The sequence below is a fragment of the Myxococcales bacterium genome, from assembly GCA_016717005.1.
In the GTDB taxonomy this organism is placed as follows: Bacteria; Myxococcota_A; Polyangia; order Haliangiales; family Haliangiaceae; genus UBA2376.
Map to the genome: position 1 here is coordinate 334141 of JADJUF010000007.1, position 20333 is coordinate 354473.

The 20333-nt window shown below is 74.7% G+C and carries 17 protein-coding genes and 1 pseudogene; 9 read left to right on the forward strand and 9 right to left on the reverse strand.

Annotated elements, in window-relative coordinates:
* Positions 1-62 precede the first annotated feature (62 nt).
* Together IPL61_08345 and IPL61_08350 are read left to right on the forward strand one after the other, a co-directional pair.
* Entirely contained in the window at positions 63-1715 is a 1653-nt protein-coding gene (locus tag IPL61_08345) for a SpoIID/LytB domain-containing protein (protein MBK9031333.1), read from the forward strand.
* Between the two features lie 399 nt (positions 1716-2114).
* Positions 2115-2696, forward strand: a complete 582-nt coding sequence (locus IPL61_08350) for a carbonic anhydrase (GenBank protein MBK9031334.1) — start codon at positions 2115-2117, stop codon at positions 2694-2696.
* Here the strand turns inward: IPL61_08350 and IPL61_08355 are convergent.
* Positions 2630-4180 (reverse strand): hypothetical protein, encoded by a 1551-nt coding sequence (locus IPL61_08355; protein MBK9031335.1) that lies wholly within the window; start codon positions 4178-4180, stop codon positions 2630-2632. The genes IPL61_08350 and IPL61_08355 overlap by 67 nt on opposite strands.
* Positions 4181-4351: 171 nt before the next feature.
* Positions 4352-4516, reverse strand: a complete 165-nt coding sequence (locus tag IPL61_08360) for a hypothetical protein (GenBank protein MBK9031336.1) — start codon at positions 4514-4516, stop codon at positions 4352-4354.
* A 54-nt stretch (positions 4517-4570) separates the two neighbouring features.
* Between IPL61_08360 and IPL61_08365 the strand changes: the two genes are divergently transcribed.
* From IPL61_08365 to IPL61_08375, 3 genes are read left to right on the forward strand one after another with little or no spacing between them, the layout of a single operon-like run.
* Entirely contained in the window at positions 4571-6031 is a 1461-nt protein-coding gene (locus IPL61_08365) for a hypothetical protein (protein MBK9031337.1), read from the forward strand.
* A 5-nt stretch (positions 6032-6036) separates the two neighbouring features.
* Positions 6037-6582: a DUF1697 domain-containing protein gene (locus tag IPL61_08370; GenBank protein ID MBK9031338.1), complete on the forward strand. Its 546-nt coding sequence runs from the start codon at positions 6037-6039 to the stop codon at positions 6580-6582.
* Positions 6583-6614: 32 nt separating this feature from the next.
* A complete protein-coding gene (locus IPL61_08375) occupies positions 6615-7472 on the forward strand; it encodes a hypothetical protein (protein MBK9031339.1) in 858 nt (285 codons plus the stop codon).
* A 99-nt stretch (positions 7473-7571) separates the two neighbouring features.
* Here IPL61_08375 and IPL61_08380 read toward each other — a convergent pair whose 3' ends face one another.
* From IPL61_08380 to IPL61_08400, 5 genes and pseudogenes are all read right to left on the reverse strand, one after another.
* Entirely contained in the window at positions 7572-8336 is a 765-nt protein-coding gene (locus IPL61_08380; protein ID MBK9031340.1) for a hypothetical protein, read from the reverse strand.
* A 276-nt stretch (positions 8337-8612) separates the two neighbouring features.
* Positions 8613-9587, reverse strand: a complete 975-nt coding sequence (locus IPL61_08385; GenBank protein ID MBK9031341.1) for an RluA family pseudouridine synthase — start codon at positions 9585-9587, stop codon at positions 8613-8615.
* Positions 9588-9592: 5 nt separating this feature from the next.
* Positions 9593-9859: a hypothetical protein gene (locus IPL61_08390; GenBank protein ID MBK9031342.1), complete on the reverse strand. Its 267-nt coding sequence runs from the start codon at positions 9857-9859 to the stop codon at positions 9593-9595.
* Positions 9860-9918: 59 nt separating this feature from the next.
* Complete coding sequence (locus tag IPL61_08395) at positions 9919-11487, reverse strand: helix-turn-helix domain-containing protein (GenBank protein MBK9031343.1); 1569 nt, start codon at positions 11485-11487, stop codon at positions 9919-9921.
* A gap of 41 nt (positions 11488-11528) precedes the next feature.
* Positions 11529-12898: pseudogene (locus tag IPL61_08400) on the reverse strand (L-seryl-tRNA(Sec) selenium transferase).
* Between the two features lie 48 nt (positions 12899-12946).
* On the opposite strand from IPL61_08400, the gene IPL61_08405 reads away from it, so the two are divergent.
* Positions 12947-15172 (forward strand): hypothetical protein, encoded by a 2226-nt coding sequence (locus IPL61_08405; protein ID MBK9031344.1) that lies wholly within the window; start codon positions 12947-12949, stop codon positions 15170-15172.
* Between the two features lie 43 nt (positions 15173-15215).
* The gene (locus tag IPL61_08410) at positions 15216-16670 is read left to right on the forward strand and encodes a sigma-54-dependent Fis family transcriptional regulator (protein ID MBK9031345.1); all 1455 of its coding nucleotides are present in this window, start codon (positions 15216-15218) and stop codon (positions 16668-16670) included.
* 130 nt (positions 16671-16800) lie between these two features.
* Here IPL61_08410 and IPL61_08415 read toward each other — a convergent pair whose 3' ends face one another.
* Both IPL61_08415 and IPL61_08420 read right to left on the reverse strand, forming a co-directional pair.
* The gene (locus IPL61_08415) at positions 16801-17703 is read right to left on the reverse strand and encodes a LysR family transcriptional regulator (protein ID MBK9031346.1); all 903 of its coding nucleotides are present in this window, start codon (positions 17701-17703) and stop codon (positions 16801-16803) included.
* A 3-nt stretch (positions 17704-17706) separates the two neighbouring features.
* Complete coding sequence (locus tag IPL61_08420) at positions 17707-18006, reverse strand: acylphosphatase (protein MBK9031347.1); 300 nt, start codon at positions 18004-18006, stop codon at positions 17707-17709.
* 50 nt (positions 18007-18056) lie between these two features.
* Here IPL61_08420 and rho point away from each other — a divergent pair, with 50 nt between their 5' ends.
* Both rho and IPL61_08430 read left to right on the forward strand, forming a co-directional pair.
* Positions 18057-19325, forward strand: coding sequence for a transcription termination factor Rho (gene rho, locus IPL61_08425; protein ID MBK9031348.1), 1269 nt, complete (start codon positions 18057-18059; stop codon positions 19323-19325).
* A 53-nt stretch (positions 19326-19378) separates the two neighbouring features.
* Positions 19379-20239: a metallophosphoesterase gene (locus IPL61_08430; GenBank protein MBK9031349.1), complete on the forward strand. Its 861-nt coding sequence runs from the start codon at positions 19379-19381 to the stop codon at positions 20237-20239.
* The last annotated feature ends 94 nt before the right edge of the window (positions 20240-20333 follow it).

Below are 20333 nucleotides of genomic sequence, written 5' to 3' on the forward strand. Positions count from 1 at the left end.
GCTGCCGCGGGCGGCGGGCGTTTTTTTTGCCCCGATCCGCCGGGGTGCCTAGCCTGGGGCCCATGCGCGCGCTCGCTCTGGTCCTCGCGGTGGCGGCGGTGGCGTCTCCGGCTCGCGCCGACGAGACCTCGACCACCGACAAGCTCCGCATCCTGTACTCGTCGCGGTTCACGTTCACCGACGACGGCCTGCCGCTGGTCACCGTCGAGATCGTCGGCGGCCGCGACCAGATCACCCTGTCGGCCCCCGGCGGCCTGACGGTCGTCCCCGACGGCGCTGGCGGCGCGGCCGCGACCGTGGCCGGCGCCACCACCTGGACCGTGCGCGCCGCCGACACCGCCCCCGCCGAGATCCGCGAGTGGACGGTGGTCGAGCGGCTCGGCCCCGACGACGCCACCGGGGTCGCGGCCGCGACCGCGGCGTGGCAGCCGCGCGGGTACGACGCCCGCGCGTTCGAGCTCGGCACGCTCTTCGCCGTCGACGGCGAGGTCATCGACACCCGCGAGGTCGTGGTCGCGATCGATCCGGTCGCGCGCGGCCAGGGCGCGGCCCGAGCCCGGGCCATCGCCGAGAAGTACGACGTCGCGACCTCGGTCCACGCCGAGCTGGTGCGCCGGCCCCGCGGCACCGTGATCGCCGCCGCCGGCGCGACCACGATCTCGAACCCGTCGGTGCTGTGGCTCCGCCCGACCCGCCCCGACGAGACCATCACCGTCACCGACGTGCCCACCAGCACCGGCGGCTCGCAGCTCACCACCGGCAGCGAGGACCGCCGCTACTGGGGCGCGGTCTACGTGACGCTCGGCGCCGACGGCAAGCTGACCGCGGTCAACGCCGTGCCCGAGGACAAGCTCCTGGCCGGGCTGGTGCCGGCCGAGATCTTCCCGGACGCGCCCACCGCCGCGCTCGAGGCCCAGGCCATCGCCGCCCGCACCGAGCTCTTGTCCAAGATCGGCCACCGCAGCCTGATCGAGCCGTTCCTCTTGTGCTCGACCCAGCAGTGCCAGGTCTACGCCGGCGCCGGCAAGGAGCACCCGCGCACCACCAAGGCGGTCCAGGACACCCGCGGTCAGGTGCTCCTGCGCGACGGCGGCGGCCTCGTCGACGCCCGCTACAGCGCCTCGGCCGGCGGGCGCCCCGAGGACAACGACTGGATCTGGGGCGGCGAGCCCGATCCGTCGCTGCGCGGGGCGATCGACACCGACGACCGCGCGCTCGCGAAGCAGTTCGCGACGATCGACGACAGCAACCTCGAGGCGTTCCTGGCGGCGCCGCCGGCGAAGTTCCCGAGCGGCGCGACCAGGTGGGGCGCGCGGCACTTCCGGTGGACCGTCGAGATCGACGCCGCCGAGCTCGGCAAGCGCGTGGCCGCGGTCTACCCCAAGGTCGGCGCGATCCGCGCGCTCGAGCCGATCAAGCGCTCGCGCGGCGGCCGGGTCGGCGCGCTGCGGATCGTCGGCGCCAAGGCCACGGTCGTCGTCGAGGGCGATCTCACCCTGCGCCGGCTGCTCGGCGGCCTCAAGTCGACCTTGTTCCTGGTCGCGCCCAAGGGCCCGGCCGCGGCGCCGACCGCGTTCGTGTTCCGCGGCGCCGGCTTCGGCCACGGCGTCGGCATGGATCAGGTCGGCGCGATCGGCCTCGCCGCCGCCGGCAAGACCCACGCGCAGATCCTCACGCACTACTACCGCGGCAGCCACCTGCACCGCCTGTACTGAGCCTCGTCGAAGCGGAGGCCGCCGAGCACGCGGCTCCCCCGAGGACGGCCGGGCGGTGGGCGCTCGAGCACACGCCAGTCGTCGATCGCCGCGGGACGAGTCGAGCCGGCTTCGGCGTCGCGAAGGACCTCGTCGGGGTCTCCGCGGCGGGCTGCTTCGAGGCGGCCGTCGGTGTCGCCATGACGTGCCGAACTCTATCAGAGCCATCCTCCGACCAGTCGCGACCCCAGCCTCCGGCGCCGAGCTGCGCATCGGCGTGCTCGGGCGGATCGGCGCGGGCCCCGCGGGTGATCGGCGCCACGCTGACGACGAAGGAGCGCGACCTCGCCGCGCTCGAGCGCCGCCGCCGGACAATCCGCTGACTTGACAGGTCGTCCGTTATAACGGACACTGCGCCGCATGAGCAAGATCCGCGACGAGGTCCTCCACGCCAACCACCGCTACGCCGAGGAGTTCGGCACCAAGAGCACGCTGGCGCTCCCGCCGGCGCGCGGCTTCGCGATCCTGACGTGCATGGACGCGCGCCTCGATCCCGCCAAGGTCGCCGGGCTCGCCGAGGGCGACGCCCACGTGATCCGCAACGCCGGCGGTCGCGCCAGCGACGACGCGATCCGCTCGCTCGTCATCTCGCACAAGCTGCTCGGCACCGACGAGTGGTTCGTCATCCACCACACCAACTGCGGCATGGAGCTGTTCACCGACGACATCATCCGCGGGCTGCTGGTCCAGAGCCTCGCCACCGCCAGCTTCGACGGCACCCGCTGGTCCGATCCCGGCGGCGCCGACGGCTCGCCGGCCGGCGACTTCATCGACTGGCTCACCATCGCCGATCAGGCCCGCAGCGTCGCGATCGACGTCGACCGCATCCGCCGCCACCCGCTGGTGCCCGCCGGCATCGCCGTCCACGGCTTCATCTACGACGTCAAGACCGGCCGCCTCGTCGACGTCCCCGAGGCCGCCGCCCGCGACCGCGCCGCGTAGCTCCACGTCGGCCAGGTCCGCCGGGCCCTCGTCGCCGCCGGCCCCCTCACCTCGCTGACGCCGCCATCGCCGGCCACGATCGCGCCACCCTCGGCGCCCTGGTGTTCCTCGCGCCCGGCCGCGCCGACACCCCCGAGCGCCGCGCCGCCCGCGCCGCCACGTCGGAGCCAGGTTCGCGGCGACGCTACCAGAGGCGTCGCCACCACGGCGGACACGCCGGATTGAGCGTGGCCTCGAACGCGACCTGGCCATCGCGATCCTTCGCCAGGCGCTTGAGCGCCGCCGGCGTGGTGGCGCGATGGCGCGCCACCGCGCGGCGCACCGCCGCCAGGCGACTGGCGGCCAGGCCGGCGAGCACCTCGGGCGGCGCGTCGGCCCGCGCGGCGATGAGCGCGTGCACGCTGGTGTCGTCGAGCTCGTCGTCGCGGGCCGCGGCGAGCGCCGCGAGCGCGCCGCCGCCGGCGCCGACGGGTTGGCCGCGACCGCGCCGCGGGTCCGGGTCGCGCCGTCGGCCGCGAGCGCGGTGAGCGCGCCGCCGGCGCCGCCGGGTTGGCCGCGACCGCGGCGCGGACCTCGGGCGTGGCATCGGCGGCGAGCCGGGACAGGCACGCGCCCGGCGCCGCCGGGTTGGCCGCGACCGCGCCGCGGACCCACGCCTGCGGCGACGCCGCCAGCTCGTCGATCACCGCGGCGGGCAGCCGAGCGCTCGCCGCGGCCGCGCCGCCGTCCGTGCGGGCCAGCTCGACCAGCGTCGCGACCGCGGTCGCGGGGTTCGCGACCACCGCGGCGCGGACGCCATCGTCCGCGTCGGCCGCGAGGCGCGCGAGCGCCACATCCAGGGTCGCGGGGTTGGCCGCCACCTGGCGCCGCACCGTCGCGACCACGTGCCAGGCGAGCGCGGTGAGCGCGTCGGTCGCGGTCGTCGCGTCGCCCGCCGCCGCCAGCGCCGGCCCCAGGCTCGCCGGATCGAAGGCCACGATCCACCCGTGCGCGCGATCGCCGCCGCGCGCGCGTCGCGGCAGGTGGACCTCGGCGGTGCAGTACGCGCAGCGCGTGCGCGATCCGGCGGCGGCCTCGAGCTCGCCGCCGCAGCCCGGGCAGCGGAAGATCGTGGGCTGCGCCTCGGCCCCGCCGCCGAGGTCCTCGCCGATCAGATACGCGATGCCGCTCGCGGGCAGCGGCGCGGGCGCGGGGCGGACCGGCAACGCGACGCCGCAGCCGGGGCACGCGATCGCGCCGCGCGCGAGCTGCACGTCCACGTCGGCCAGCGCGAACGCCGCGTCGCACCACGGGCAGCACGGATCGTCGAACGGTGGCCGCAGCAGCGCCTCGTCGCCCAGCTCGCCGGCGAGGCACGCGACGCCGACGGCGGCGGCCTCGCCGCACGCCGGACACGGCAGCGCGTCCGCGAACCGCGCGACCGCGAACGAGGCCTCGCACGCCTCGCACGCGACCTCCGGCGCGACCACCAGCCCGACCAGCATGTCCGGATCCTAGCCCAGGCTGCGCCCGTCGGCGCCCGATCAGCGCGTGGCCATGTCGAGATCGAACGCAACCCACCGGATCGAAGGCGTGCACCTCGAACTCGCGCCGGACCCGATGGAACGCGGCCGGCGGCACCTGCCCGTCGACCGCGAACGCGTCGTCGAGATCGATCACCAGACCAGCACGTGCGTGACCACGCTCGCCATCGCGCCGGTGCTGGTCGCGTCGACCGCGAAGCTGTCGACCGGGATCAGCGGCGCGGGCGACGCCGGCCCGGTCCCGCCGCCGGCTGATCGAGTAGCCGTCGTCGGCGGCGACACCGCGCCCCGGCCCAACCCGTTGGATTCATTGCACCCGCGCTCGGCATGCGGCTTGCGAAGTCGGGGCCCATGCGTCTCACCGCCGTGGTCATCATCGCCCTGTCGCTGGCCGCCTGCGTCGAGGACGACGCGGCGGTGGACCTCGACGAGGTCGACGCGCCCGACGACGACGGCAAGGCCGACGTCGCCACCGAGCTCAGCGTCCGGGTCGGCGAGACCAGGGTGACGGTCGATCGCGCGCTGGCCCGCAAGGGCAACAACTTCGTCATGCACGGCCGCACCAGCCGCAACCTCGACGGCATCCAGGCCTACGTCTTCGACGACATCTTCGGCGAGTGGGCCCAGCCCAGCCCGAGGGTGTTCGAGATCTCGTACGGCCTGACCTGGAGCGGCCCGCTGTTCGACGGCACCAACCTGTTCCTCGGGCTCGGCTTCGTCCCCAGCGCCGGCCGCGCCGATCATGTCACCGCGCGCCTGATCGTGTTGCCGCGCCTCGGCGCCACCAGCGGCTCGTCGAGCCTGGCGTTCACCGCCGAGCTGACGCCGATCGTCGTCGCCGGCCAGACGGTCTACCGGATGCAGGGCCGCGCCACCAAGCCCCTCACCGCGATCGCGGCGACCGCGGGCGGCACCACCACCACCGCGACGCTGGTCGACCCGACCCACTACACCCTCGACCTGTCGCGCGAGCAGGTGGTCGCCAACGCCGGGGTCGCCGGCACGCCGATCGTGGTGACCGCGCAGGCGGCGACCGGCGCGCTGGTGCGACGGGCCGCGCTCGGCCTCGCGGTCAAGAAGCTCGGCGCCACGACCGGCGACGCCTACGCCACCTGGCCGGTGCCGACCTGCACGGCGGTGACCCGGACCTGCCTGGTCGGGCTGCCCGCCGGCGCGCTCGACCTGGCGCGCTGCGGCGACGCCGGGACGGTGCGCGCGTGCGCGCGCGAGGTCGGGGTGTTCGTCGACGGCGCCACCGTCGCCGCGGCCGAGGCCGCGGTCGACGCCCGCCTCGCCGATCCGGCCGGTTTCGGCGCCGATGCGATCGGCCTGGTCGGCGCCGATCACGCCGGGCTGCTCACCGCCGCGACCCGCGCCACGGCGGTCGCCGCGATCGATCGCGAGGGCGGCCGCTGGTACCTGTCGGCCGCGACCCGCGCCGCGGTGCTGACCGGGGTCGTCGATCGCGCGGTCGACGCCGCCTACGCCCGGCCGCTCGCCCTGGTGCCGGCCCACCCGCCCGCGCCCGGCGACGCCGCGGCGACCCGCCAGGTCGTCGCCGACGCGGTGCTCGGGTACCTCGCGACCCAGGACTTCGTCCACACCGAGCTCGGCCGCTCGCTCGACGAGCTCACCGTGGCGCTGCGGGCCCAGCACGTCGCCGACCTGCGCGGGTTTCGCGACGGCCCCAGCGACGTGGTCGCCGACGGCCCCAGCGACGTGTACCTGGGCCGCTGGCTCGGCCTCTACACCGAGGTCGCGATCGATCGCGCGACCGGCGCGCCGGGCCGGGTCCTCGTCGAGATCGATTGAGCCGCATGGGCCGGCACGTGATCTTGCTGCGCGGCGTGAACGTCGGCGGCAACAACAAGCTACCGATGGCCGCCCTGGCCGCGCTGCTCACCGAGCTCGGCTGCACCGGCGTCCGCACGTACATCCAGAGCGGCAACGCGGTGGTCGACGCCGGCGCGGCGCTGGCCAAGCGGCTCCCGGCCGCGCTGGCGGCGGCGATCTCCAGCCGGCTCGGGCTGACCGTGCCGGTGGTGGTGCGGACCGCGGCCGAGCTGGCGGCGGTGACGCGCGCCAACCCGTTCCTCGCGCGCGGCGCCGATCCGGCGACCTTGCACGTCGGCTTCCTCGCCGACGCGCCGACCGCGGCCCGGATCGCCGCGCTCGATCACGATCGCTCGCCGCCCGACGCGTTCGCCGTCCACGGCCGCGAGCTGTATCTGTGGCTGCCCAACGGCGCCGGCAAGAGCAAGCTCACCAACGCCTACTTCGATCGCGCGCTCGCCACGGTCGTGACGGTGCGCAACTGGAACACCGTCGGCAAGCTGATCGAGCTGAGCGCTCAGCAGATGTGACCGATCCGCGGGTTCTCGGCGATACTGCGGCGATGCCGAGCGCCCGCCGTCGTGAGCCCCACCCCGCCCCGCGCCGCTGGCACGCGCTGGGGCTCGTCGCCGCGCTGGCCGCGGCTGGGTGCAGCGATAGCCCGAGCCCCATCGTCGACGCGATGGCGCCCGACGCGCCAGCGCTCGACGCGACGCGCGTCGATGCGCCGGACCTCGACGCGCCCGCGCCCGACGCCGCCGCGGTCGACGCCGCCGCGGTCGACGCCACCGCGGCCGACGCGCTCGACGTCGACGCGGTGGCCGCGACCACGCAGTCGGACTGGGCCGCGGCCTCCGGCCTGTTGCCCACCCAGGTGTGCGTGCCGTGGGAGCTCACCGACACCTCGACCCCGGAGGCCCCGGTGCAGAACCTCACCGAGCTCATCCTCGGCAACGACGCCGACGCCGAGGCCATGTACTACCTGCACCCGGAGGCGGTGCTGGCGCTGCCGGCGGTGCTGGTGATCGAGGCGCGCATGGAGTTCGGCTCGGGCGGCAGCCAGGGCCCGAGCCGCAGCGGCGCGGCCATCTCGTTCGCCGAGGGCCCCACCGATCGCAAGAACGCGCTGTTCATCGACGACGGTGTGGTGTTCCTGCTCGCCAGCGAGAACGCGCGCGGCGCCAGCGCGGCCGTGGCGACCACCGACATGCCGCACACCTACCGGATCGAGGTGACCATGACCACCGGCGCCATCGCGGTGTTCCGCGACGCCCAGCCGCTGCTCACCGGCGCCCTGTTCGTGTCACCGTACGACGTCCCCACCGCGATCTATTTCGGCGAGTCGAGCGTGGTCGCGCACGGCACGTCGATCTGGGAGCGCGTCACGCACAACGCGCTGGCGCCGGTCGCCTGCCCCTGACCGGCTTGTCGAGCACGATCAGATGGGCCGGCCCCGCGGCGTCAGCGCAGGACGTCGAGGGCGGCGGGCGCCTGTCCGCGTCGGGTTCAGGTCGGGTGATCACGCGCCGCTGCGGACGAAGCCTTCGGCCTGCTGTTCGCGGACCAGACGGCGCACCTCGGCGCTCGGCTTTGCGGCGGTGCGCGTGCGGGTCACGGCGTCGTCGCCCTCGCCGATCCGCAGCTCGAAGCCGTCGCGGCGCTCGCGGACCGCCCAGCACCTGCCGTCGGGATGACGGAGCTCGATCCAGCTGCCGACGCCGGCCTCGAACCGCGCCTTGGCCCGCCGCTCGTCCTCGCCCGGCGGCAGCTTCACGTCGACGCAGGCCCTGTGCTCGCGCGCCCACGCGTACGCCTTCTCGAGCGCGTCCTTGCCGTCGGTCTCGAAGCCTTCCGTCAGCGCGGTCAGCCACGACGAGATCGTCGGGAACACGCACCACGCATCGCCGCTGCTGACGTCGAACGAGACGACCTGCTCGGGCGATCCACCGAAGCACCCCACCGGATCGAAGGCGTGCACCTCGATCGACGAGATGGCGAGCGGATACCACGCGCTGTTCCACAGGGCGTGGCTCCAGGTGCGCGAGCGCCCGGCCTCGACCGCGGTGGCGTGGTCCGTCAGCTTCGCGCGCTCGCGATCGAGCTGCGCAGGCTCGATGAACCGGAGGTCGCCGTAGCGCCAGCCCCCGACGTGACCGAGCACGCGACCGACGTCGAGCGGGAGGCCGCCGTTGTCCCCGTCGTGGCGCGTGATGGCGCCGCGCTTGACGTGCTTGTGTGATCCGAGGGTCCGGACGAAGAGCTGGAGCAGGCTGTCGCTGATCACCGTCCGGTTGTATCGCTTTTGGGCCGACCGCGCCCGGGCGGCCTGGCCACGACGAGGTCAGCGCGCGCGCCACCGCGACCGTGCGGCGCGCGTCACCTCGCCTGCTGCGGCGTGCCCATCGCCGGCGACATCCTCGACGGCGGCGGCGCGCGCGCGCACCTCGTCGAGCTCTTCCTCCACGCCGCCGTCATCCGCTGCCGCGGGCCGGCGCGATCGACGCGCCGCTGCCGCCCGATCGGCGCGCGCGGCCCCGGCCGCTGCTGCAGCAGGACGACCTCAGCCCGCCGCGCGCACCGTCGCGAGCAGCGCCGCGAAGTCGGCGGGCGGCGGGGTCTCGAACTCGAGGCGGGCGCCGGTGGCCGGGTGCACGAACGCCAGCCGCGCGGCGTGCAGCGCCTGCCGCCCCAGCGTCGTCGCGGCCGCGGCCAGCGCGCCGTCGTAGCGGCGGCCGTAGACCTGATCGCCGACCAGCGGCCAGCCGGCGTCGGCGAAGTGCACGCGGATCTGGTGGGTGCGGCCGGTCTCGAGCCGCAGGCGCACCAGCGCGGTCGCCAGCGGCAGGCGCTCGAGGACGCGCCAGTGGGTGATCGCCGGCTTGCCGGTCGCGACCCGCGACGAGAACCGCTTGCGATCGACCGGGTGCCGGCCGTAGAGCGTGCGGATCGTGCCGACGTCGCCCAGCTTCACCGGCGGCGCCGGCCCGCACACCGCGACGTACTCGCGCTCGACCGCGCGCTTGTCCTGCCACGCCGCGGCCAGCGCGGTCAGCGTGGCCTCGTCCTTGGCCACGACCATCACGCCGGTGGTGTCGCGATCGAGCCGGTGGACGATGCCGGGCCGCAGCTCGCCGCCGATGCCGCCGAAGTCGTCGACGTGGTGCAGGAGGCCGTGGACCAGCGTCCCGGTGGCGTGGCCCGGCGCCGGGTGCACGACCAGGCCCGCGGGCTTGTCGAGGACGATCAGGTGCGCGTCCTCGTGCAGGATCGCCAGCGCCATGGCCTCGGGCGCCAGCGCGATCGGCACCGCCGGCCGGATCGTCACGACCACGCGCGCGCCGGCCTTGAGCCGGATCCCGGCCTTGGCCGGCACCGCGCCGTCGACCGTGACGTCGCCGTCGTCGATCAGCCGCTGGATCTGGGCCCGCGAGATGCCCAGCGCGCCGCCGACCACGAACGCGTCGAGGCGCGGCCGCTCGCTCGTGTAGGGCACGCTCAGCTCGTGCACCACCGGCGCCGCCGACGCCTCGACCATCGCCGCTACCAGATCTTGGACTTGACGTGGCCCTTGGACTTCACGAGCACGTCGACGATCGCCCGCTCGTAGATGTTGAGCACGAAGATGTCGTCGGTGACGCGGCTCTTGAACAGCTCGCGGCCGTCGTTGATCTCGTCGTGCATCACGTCGAACAGGTTGTCGTTGGCGATGCCGTCGAGGATCTTGGCCTCGTGGTACAGGGTCAGATCCGACGCGATCGCCCGCGCCAGCTGGCGGGCGCGCTTGGCGTTGTCGATCAAGTTGGCCATATCCGGATCGTAGGCGGCGGGTGCGCACGCGGTCAAGCGGCCGCCTCCCCTCCCTTGCGCTACTCGGTCGGCTCGGACTTGGTCTTGCGCCGCCCCGGCGGCCCGTCGCCCCCCTCGCTGATCTGGCCGCGGCCGGCCCGGTACCGCTCGAGGTAGGTCTCCTTCACCCGCACCGCCGGCAGGCCCAGGATGCGGGCGTACTCGACCAGGAACCCGCGGACGTAGACCGGCGCCGGCAGCTTGGCCCACTGCTCGGCCTCGAGCGCGGCCAGGAAGCCCATGCCGATCTTCGACCGCTCCGACAGCTCGCGCAGCTCGATGCCGGCGGCCTCGCGGATCTGCCGCAGGATCGGGCCGCTGAACTCGGTGCGCGGCCCGAACTCCGGCATCGGCGGCCGGAGCACCGCCGCGGCCTCGCGATCGGCGCGCAGCGACGGATCGATCGCGACCGCGGTCGGCACCGCCGCCGGCGGCATCGGGATGCCCTCCGGGTACAGCTCGGCGTCGTACTCCTTGCGCTTGGCCGCGTCCATCAGCGTCGTGTACGACAGGTCGAGGCGCCGGTGGACCGCCTCGAGGCTGGCCGGATCGTAGAGCCCGGCGATCGCGATCGACTCGGCGCCGTAGACGTCGCGGATCCGCCGGTTGGCCCGGCGGATGTCCTCGAAGCTGGCCGACGGCGCGACCTCGAGCAGATCGTAGTGCGAGTCCGACGGCAGCACCCCGCCGTCGAGGATCGGCGCGCGCACCGCCATGACGTTGCGCGTGACCTTCTCGATGCACTTGGTGATGCGGGCCTCGGGGTGCTCGACCAGCAGCGGCCGGCGGCGCCGGGTCGACGCCCAGACCGCCTCGTCGTACTCGAGGTGGCCGAGGTAGCCGATCGGCACGCCCAGCCGGCGGCGCGCCACCGACGTGATCGCCCGGCCCAGCTCCATGTCGTGCTTGGACCGGGCGCCGTTGATCACCAGCTGGGGCGCGAAGCCCAGGATCGCCGCGCGCAGGTGCTCGAGGTACGGGTCGTCGTGCTCGACCGCGTCGAGGTAGATCTCGAGCGGGCCGATGATCCCGCCGCGCGGCGCCGCGTGGCGCTCGGCCAGCTCGCCGAGCCCGTGCTGGCGCAGGCGGTGCAGGAACGCCGCGCCGATGAAGCGGTGCATCAGCTCGACCGAGGTCGGATCCGGGACCGCGGCGACCACCCCGACGTCGGCGCCGAGGAACAGCTCGAGCACGACCGCGCTCAGGCCGCCGGCGAGGTCCAGCACCACCCAGTCGCACGGCAGCTCGCGCACCGCCGCGAGCAGGTCCTGCGCCGTCGCCAGATCGACGTCGGCGACCCAGGCCGGATCGGCCGCGCCCGCGACCAGGCGCATGCCGGCCACCGGCGTCGACACCGCCAGGTCGGCCAGCGGCGCGCCGCCCGGCACCAGCGCCTCGGCCAGGGTCCGGCTCGGGCGCGGCACGCCGCAGAACAGGTGCAGGTTGGGCGCGCCCAGCGACGCGTCGACGACCACGACCTTCTTGCCGAGCGTGGCCAGGAAGATGCCCAGGTTGGCGGCGATCAGGCTCTTGCCAACGCCGCCCTTGCCGCCACCGACGGCGACCACCTGGGGCTCTCGGGCTGTCATGACGGCGGGGACCCTAACACGGTCCGCCGCGGGCGCGACCGTCAGGCCCGGCCGAGCGCCGCCACCACCCAGCCCAGCTCGTCGTCCCCGATCGTCCGGGCGTCGAGCCAGACCCGGCCGTCGGCGATCCGGGCCACCACCGGCACCGGCGCCGCCCGCAGGCGGGCGTCGAGCGCGTCGGCGTCGCCGTCGACCACCACCGCCCACGACGGCTGGCTGGCGGTCGGCATCGCGCCGCCGCCGACGGTCGAGGCCGAGCGCACGACCGCGACCGGCGGCCCACCGGCGGCGGCGATCGCCGCGGCCAGCGCCTGGGCCCGGGCCGCCAGCGCCTCGTCGGACGCGGCCAGCCGGGCCACCACCGGCACCGTCTCGGCGGCGTCGTCGCGGTACAGCGCCAGCGTCGCGCACAGCGCGGCCAGCGTCAGCTTGTCGGGGCGCAGCGCCCGCATCAGCGGGTGCGCCCGGATCGCCGCGATCGCCGCGGCCCGGCCGACCAGGATCCCGGCCTGGGGTCCGCCCAGGAGCTTGTCGCCGGAGAAGCACACGACGTCGACGCCGCTGGCCACGACCTCGGCCACGGTCGGCTCCTCGGGCAGCCCCAGGGCCCGCTGGCGCGGCCGGTCGAGCATGCAGCCCGAGCCGAGATCGACCATCGCCACGACGCCCGCGGCCCGGGCCAGCTCGGCCAGCGCGCGCTCGCTGACCTCGGCGGTGAAGCCGACGATCGCGAAGTTCGAGCGGTGGACCTTGAGCAGCATCGCCGTGCGCTCGCCGATCGCGCGCTCGTAGTCGGCGCGTGGGTCTTGTTGGTGGTGCCGACCTCGCGCAGGGTCGCGCCCGACAGCGCCAGGATCTCGGGGATCCGGAACGAGCCGCCGATCTCGACCAGCTCGCCGCGCGACACGACGACCTCGCGGCCCGCGGCCAGCGCCGCCAGCGCCAGCACCGTCGCCGCGGCGTTGTTGTTGACCACGCACGCGGCCTCGGCGCCGGTCAGCGCGCACGCCAGCGCCGCGGCGTGGGCGTGGCGGCTGCCGCGCTCGCCCTTGGCGAGGTCGTACTCGAGGTTCGACGCGCCGGCGGCGACGTCGACGATCGCCGCGATCGCCGCCGGCGCCAGCGGCGCGCGGCCGAGGTTGGTGTGGACGACCACGCCGGTGGCGTTGACCACGCGCCGCAGCGGCGGCCGCGCCAGGGCCCGGGCCGCGTCCACGACCGCGTCGGCCGGCACCGCCACCGGCGCCGCCGGATCGGCCACGATCGCCGCGCGCCGCGCCCCGATCGCCGCGCGCGCCGCCGCCACCACCGACCAGCGCGGCAGCTCGGGCGCCAGCGCCGTCGCCGCCGCGGTCAGCTCGTGGACGGCCGGCAGCTCGCGCAGGCGCGCCGGGGCGGTGGGGTCGGCCATGGCCGCCGATGGTACCCGAGCGCGGGCGCCGGCTGCTATCGTCGGCGCGTGGACGTCCAGGCGGTCTCCGCGCTGCTGGCCGCGCTGCTGATCATGGCGATCGGCGCGTCGGTGCTGCTGCGCGACCGCAGCGACCGCTCGTACGTCTCGTTCGCGACGTTCACGTTCGTGGTCTCGACCTGGCAGATCGCCACGTTCATCGAGATGGCGACCGGGTCGGCGTGGTGGCGCTGGCTGGCGCTGTGGCCGGCCGCGACGATCCCGCCGACCGCGATCGCGTTCTTCCGCCAGTTCCTCAGCCAGCCGTCGATCGGCGGCCCGCACCGGCCGCCGCGCGTGACGCTGGCGTGGACGCTCTTGTCGTACGCCGGCCTGATCTACGGCGCGGTCATCTACCCGATCCACGAGTCCGACTGGTTCCTGGTGCCGTTCGGCGCCTACGTCTTCGGCGGCCTCTACCGCTGCGTCTACGACATGTACATGCAGTACCGCGCGATCCAGAAGCGGGTCGAGCGGGCCCGGATCCGCTACCTCGCGCTGGGCGGCTTCGTCGCGACGACGCTGGCGCTCACCGACGTGCTGCCGCGGTTCGGCGTGGCCTGGCCGACGATCGGCAACGTCCTGTCGATCCTGTACCTGTACTTCATCAGCCAGACGCTGTTCCGCAGCCGGCTGATCGACGTCAACGAGCTGGTCGGCAAGATGGCCGTGCTCGGCTCGCTGGTCGTGCTGCTGTCGGCGGTGTACTCGCTGCTCCTGTCGTGGGTCGGCGGCGGCCAGCAGGGCCTGTACCTGCTCAACGCGCTGGTCGCGTCGTTCGTCATCCTGATCCTGTTCGAGCCGGTGCGCAGCCTGCTCGAGAACAGCATCAACCGCTGGCTCGTGCGCCAGCGCCACGAGATGCGCGGCCGGCTCGAGGCGCTGCGCCGCGAGCTGACCAGCGTCGTCGACGTGCCCGACATGATCGGCCGGGTCTTCACCGCGCTCGAGGAGTCGCGGCGCGTGACCGACGCGGCGGTGTACCTGCTCGACCCCGACGGCGCCGGGCTCGACCGCGGCGGTCACTTCGGCGCGGTGCCGCCCGAGCGCATCGACGCCGGCGCCGCCCGGGCGTTCTTCGATCGCCTGCGCACCGGCTACCTCGATCTCGACCTGGTCCGGCGCGAGCTGGCCAACCTGCCGGCCGACGCGCCGGCCGATCGGCGCGAGGCGCTGTCGGCGGTCGTGGCCACGACCGAGCAGCTCTCGGGCGCGCTGGTGTTCCCGTTCCTGGGCTCGGCCGAGACCGAGCAGGGCCCGTGGCTGCTCGGCCTCCTGACGATCCGCGACGATCGGGCCGAGGGCGCGTTCGATCTCGACGACGTCGACGTGTTCCGGGCGCTGGCGTCGCAGGCGGCGCGCGTGATCGAGTCGAGCCAGGCCTACGAGGGCGTCAAGGAGCGCGATCGCCTGGCCGCGCTCGGCGAGATGTCGGCCGGCCTGGCCCACGAGATCCGCAACCCGCTCGGCGCGATCAAGGGCGCGGCCCAGCTCCTGGTCGGGCCCGATCGCAAGCCGCTGCCGCTGGGCCCCGAGACCGCCGAGTTCATCGACATCATCCTCGAGGAGGTCGACCGGCTCAACAACGTCGTCAGCCGGTTCCTCGACTACGCCCGCGCCGATCGCGCCGACGGCGGCCGCCCGCAGCCGATCGAGCTCAACCACGTCGTCAAGAAGGTCGTCGCGCTCCTGTCGTCGGCGCCCGACGCCAAGGGCGTCGAGATCAAGGCGCGCTACGACGATCAGCTGCCCAAGGTCGTGGCCGATCCCGAGGCGCTGGTGCAGGTGTTCCTGAACCTCGGCCTCAACGCCGTCCAGGCCATGCCCGACGGCGGCACGCTCGAGATCCTGACCACCCGGCGGCGGCGGTCGCGGCTCGGCTACGGCCAGTTCGCCGAGGTCCGGCTGCGCGACACCGGCCACGGCATCGCCGCCGACAAGCTCAACAAGCTGTTCATCCCGTTCTACACGACCAAGGCCCGCGGCACCGGCCTGGGCCTGGCCATCGCCCAGCGCATCGTCAGCCAGTCGGGCGGCACGATCGAGGTGCGGTCGACGCCGGGCGCCGGCTCGACCTTCTCGGTGTTCTTGCCGGTGGCGCCGGGCACGCCGGCCCAGGCCACGATCACCGGCCAGATGACCAACCCGCTCCTGCGCCCCAAGGCCGCGGCCGCGCCCCACGATCCCGACGACCTCACGCCGGTGACCGACCTGCCCATCGACGCGTCATCGTGACCAGTTTGCTTGTGGGCGCGCGTGGGATACCGTGCAGCACCCGATGACCGAGCCCTTGCGCGTCCTGGTCGCCGACGACGAACCCAACCTGCGGCGGGTGCTCACGGCGATCTTGCGCCGCGACGGCCACGACGTGGTCCTGGCCAACGACGGCGCCGAGGCGATCGCCGCGCTCGACTCGGTCGACGTCGTGATCACCGATCTGCGGATGCCCCGGCTCGACGGCATGGAGGTGCTGCGGACCGCGGTCCGGACCCACCCGCACGTGCCGATCGTCATGATGACCGCCCACGGGTCGGTCGGGCACGCGGTCGAGGCCATCAAGGCCGGCGCGTTCGACTACATCGAGAAGCCGTTCGAGCAGGACCAGATCCGCGCGATCGTCGACAAGGCCGTGCGCCAGGCCGCCGCCAACCGGGCCGCGCCCCAGGCCGGGCTCTACCGCCCCACCGACGACGTCCGCGGCCGGTTCGGGCTGGTCGGCGACTCGCCCGAGATGCACGGCGTGTTCGAGGTGATCGAGCGGGTCGCGGACTCGCCGTCGACGGTGCTGATCACCGGCGAGAGCGGCACCGGCAAGGAGCTGGTGGCCAAGGCCCTGCACGAGGGCTCGAGCGTCAGCGGCGGGCCGTTCATCAAGATCAACTGCGCCGCGATCCCCAAGACCCTGATGGAGTCGGAGCTGTTCGGCTACGAGAAGGGCGCGTTCACCGGCGCCACCACGTCGAAGCCGGGGCGGTTCGAGCTGGCCGACGGCGGCACGCTGTTCCTCGACGAGATCGGCGAGATCCCGGTCGAGATGCAGGTCAAGCTGCTGCGCGCGATCCAGGAGAGCGAGTTCGAGCGCGTGGGCGGCATCAAGACGATCAAGGTCGATGTCCGCCTCATCACCGCCACCAACCGCGACCTCGAGCAGGAGATCGCGCGCGGCAACTTCCGGGAAGACCTCTACTACCGCCTCAACGTCGTGCCGCTGCTGATCCCGCCGCTGCGCCGGCGCGACGGCGACGTGCCGCTCCTGGTCCGCCACATCCTGCGCCGCTTCAACGAGCGCCTGAAGAAGAACGTCGTCGGCATCAGCGACGACGCGATGGCGGTGCTCGGCGCGTACAGCTGGCCCGGCAACATCCGCGAGCTCGAGAACGTGCTCGAGCGGACGATCCTGTTCTGCAAGTCCGAGATCATCGCCAAGGCCGACCTGCCCGACGATCTGTGCGCCGCGGCGGCGACGGCGACCTCCTCGGCCGCGGCCCCGCGCGACGACGACGGCGACGACGACGCGGTCGATCTCGCCGGCGACGCCTCGCTCAAGGACATCGTCCGGGCCGAGACCAGCCGGGTCGAGAAGGAGTTCATCGCCAAGGCCCTGGCCGAGACCGGCGGCAACGTCACCCAGGCCGCCAAGCTGCTCAAGATCAGCCGCAAGAGCCTGCAGATGAAGATGAAGGAGTTCGGCCTGCGCGACACCGAGAGCGGCTCGACCCCGTCGAAGGACTGACGCCGGGCGGCCGTCGCCGCAGGGCCGGGCGCTCGCCCGCCCTGCGTGACGCGGCCGGCGCAGGTCGGCGCCGGTCAGGTCCTCGCGCCGCCGCCCCGGCGACCGGCGCGCCGCCCGCGGGTGGCCGCGATCACACCGCGCACACCGCGGCCAGCCGGGCCCGGGCGGCGTCGGTCATCGCCTGCCCGGCCCGGCGGCCGAGCGCTCCCCGGTGGCGCGCCGCGAACACCTCGATCGGCGGCAGCGCGATCATCGTCAGGCGGCGCAGCTCGCGCCGGGCCAGGTGCGGCGCGGCGGTGACGTCGGGCAGCACCGTCAAGAGCGTGCCCGACAGCGCGACCTGCAGGTTCGAGCGCAGCATCGTGATGCGCATGCCGACCGTGCGCGCCAGCTCCGCGGGCCAGCCGTCCTGGACCCGGCCGCTGTCGCCGACCCGCGGCACCGAGAACGGGTGCGCCAGCACCGCGGCCCGGGTCGGGCGCCGCGCGCCGAACAGCGGGTGCCGGCGACCGCAGTAGATCGACGCGCCCAGCGCGCCCAGCCGCTCGACCGCGATCTCGTCGCTGGTGAGCTCCTCGTAGTAGAACGCGACGTCGAGCACGCCGCGCACCAGGAGCGCGTTGGCCTCGGCCGGCCCCACGACCGCGTGCTCGGGCGCGAGCCCCGGGTGCGCGCGCTTGAGCTCGATCAGCGCCGGCACCACGACGTGATCGGTCAGGACGCCGATCGACGCGACCCGCAGCGCGCCCAGGAACGGATCGTCGGCGCCGTCGGCCAGGCCGGTCTCGACGGCGCGCGTCGCCGCGCGCACCGCGTCGCGCAGCGCCACCCCGGCGCTGGTCAGCACCAGGCGCTTGCCGACGCGGTCGAACAGCGGCCGGCCCAGCGCGTCCTCGAGCAGCCCGAGCGTGCGCGACACCGCCGCCGGCGTCAGCGCCAGCCGCCGCGCCGCCGCCACGACCGAGCCGGCCTCGGCGATCTCGACGAACGCCGGCAGCCAGTTCCAGACGTTCCGGCGCAGCGAGGTCAGCATCGATCAGCGCCGGATCGCGAACCCGACGTCGCCGTCGGCGACCGGCCGCTCGTCGACGTCGACCGCCGCCACCGCGGCCAGCGCCGGGCCGCGCTGGCACCACGCGAGGAGCGCCGCCACCGCCGCGGCCGGGCCCTGGGCCTCGAGCGCGACCGTGCCGTCGGCCTGGTTCGCGACCCAGCCGGCGAGCCCGAGCCGCGCGGCCGCGCGCGCCGCCCCGGCCCGGTAGCCCACCCCCTGCACCCGCCCGCGCACCCGCGCACGGATGCGTCGCGTCGGCGGCGTGGCTTGACCCGGTGCCATGGAGGTCCCTACTCTAACACTGCCTCCCCGCGCGTCCGCGCACCCCGCCCGTGGCCCCCCCGCCGACCCCGCCGTCTCCGACCCCGTCCGGTTCCACCGGCGGCGGCGTCGCGTCCCTCGAGCTGGGCGCGCTGCGCCGGATGAGCCCCGACGAGCTGTGCACCACCGCCGAGCGGCTCGGGGTCGACGACGCCCGCGAGCTGCGCAAGGCCGACCTGGTGCTGGCGGTGCTCGAGGCCCACGCCGATCGCCGCGGCGAGACCCACGCCGAGGGCGTGCTCGAGGTGCTGGCCGACGGTTTCGGCTTCCTGCGCAACGCCGACGCGATGTTCGCGCCCGGCACCGACGACGTCTACGTGTCGCCGTCGCAGATCCGGCGGTTCGGGCTGCGCACCGGCGACGTCGTGCGCGGCAGCGTCCGCGCGCCCAAGGAGAGCGAGCGCTACTTCGCGCTGTTGCGGGTCGAGTCGGTCGAGGGCGGCGCCCCCGATCAGCACCCGCACCGCCCCGACTTCGACGATCGCGAGGCGGCGCCGGCGACGACGCGGCTCGAGCTCGCCGGCGCGCCGCCGGCGGTGCGGCTCGCCGAGCTGTACGCGCCGCTCGGGCTCGGCCAGCGCATCTTGATCAAGGCGCCGCCCCGGTCCGGCAAGAGCGCGCTCCTCGGCGCGCTGACCCGGGCCCTGATCGCCAACCACCCGCGCGCCACGATCACGCTGGTCGCGATCGACGTCCGGCCCGAGGACGCCGCCGAGCTGGCCCGCGGGCTCGACGGCCACGTCGCGATCTCGACCATGGGCGAGCCGCCGGCGCGCCACGTCCAGCTGGTCGAGATGATGGTCGAGCGCGGCAAGCGCACGGCCGAGCGCGGCGGCGACGCGATCGTCGTGATCGACTCGCTCGGCCGCCTGGCCCGGGCCTGGAACGTCGTCACCCCGCCCAGCGGCCGCACGCTGATCGGCGCGCTCGACGCCGCGGCCGCGACCCGGGTCCGCCGGCTGTGGGCCGGGGCCCGCCGGCTGACCAGCGGCGGCTCGTTGACGCTCGTCGGCACGCTGACCAGCGAGTCGGGCCAGCGCCTCGACGAGGTCATCGCCGACGATCTCGCCGAGACCGCGTCGGCCGAGCTGGTCCTGGTCCGAGGCGGCACCGCCGCCGCCCCGCGGCTCGACCCGACCGCCACGTTCTCGCGCCAGGCCGAGGCCCTCGTCGACGACGTCGACGCCTGGCGCCGGGCCCGGGCCGCCCCGCCCGACCGCGCGGCGGCCGCCGCCGCGACCGCCCCCGACCTGGCCGCGCTGATCGCGGCGCTCGCCTGATTCGCGTCCGTGCGCCTTCGCGCGCACGCGCCAGACGTGGATAATGGTGGGCCATGGCCCGCGTGCTGCGATTGCCGGATCACGGCCGGCTCATCGTGTGCACGGACCTCCAGGGCTGTCTGCGCGACTTCCACCGGATCGTCGAGATCTTCGACGAGGTCCACGCCGCCACCGGCGACGCGCACCTGCTGTTCACCGGTGATCTGATCCACGGCCCGCACCTCGACGAGCGCGACTGGCCCGACTTCCTCGGCGAGTACTACCGCGACGCCTCCGACGAGGTGATCGACGAGCTGGTCGTGCTGTCGCTGCGCCACCCCGGGCGCGTCCACGCGCTGGTCGGCAACCACGAGCACGGCCACATCGGCGGGCCGCACACCGCCAAGTTCGCCGCCGACGAGGTCGCGGTGCTCGAGGCCCGGATGGGCGCGGTGGCCGCGGCCCGGATGCGCGAGGTGCTGCGCGGCTTCGCGCTGGTGGCGATCGCGCCGTGCGGCGCGGTCTTCACCCACGGCGCCCCCGCCGCGACCGTGACGTCGGTCGCCGAGATCGAGGCGACGCCGCTCGAGGGCTTCGAGCTCGGCAGCGCGCTGGACATCCTCGACGCGCCGGTCATCGGCCCGATCCTGTGGGCGCGGTCGGCGACGACCGAGGCCGCCGCCCGGTTCGTCCGCGCGCTCGGGGGCACGTTCTGCATCTACGGCCACGACGTCATCCCCGAGGGCTACGAGTGCGTCGGCGACGAGCAGATGGTGGTGTCGACCAGCTTCGGGGTCGCCGACGCCCGCAAGGTCTACGTCAGCCTCGACCTCGGGCGCCGCTACCGGTCGGTGCGCGAGCTGCGCGTCGGCCACGAGATCTTGCCGCTGTACCCCGACAAGGCCGAGCCACGGCTGACCCAGGTATGGCGCTAACCCGCTGACATCGCTGACCGATCCCGCCCGCTGCGCCGGTCGGTAGATCGTCGCCGCTAGATCTGCTAGAAACCCGTCGCTCGAACGCTCCCAC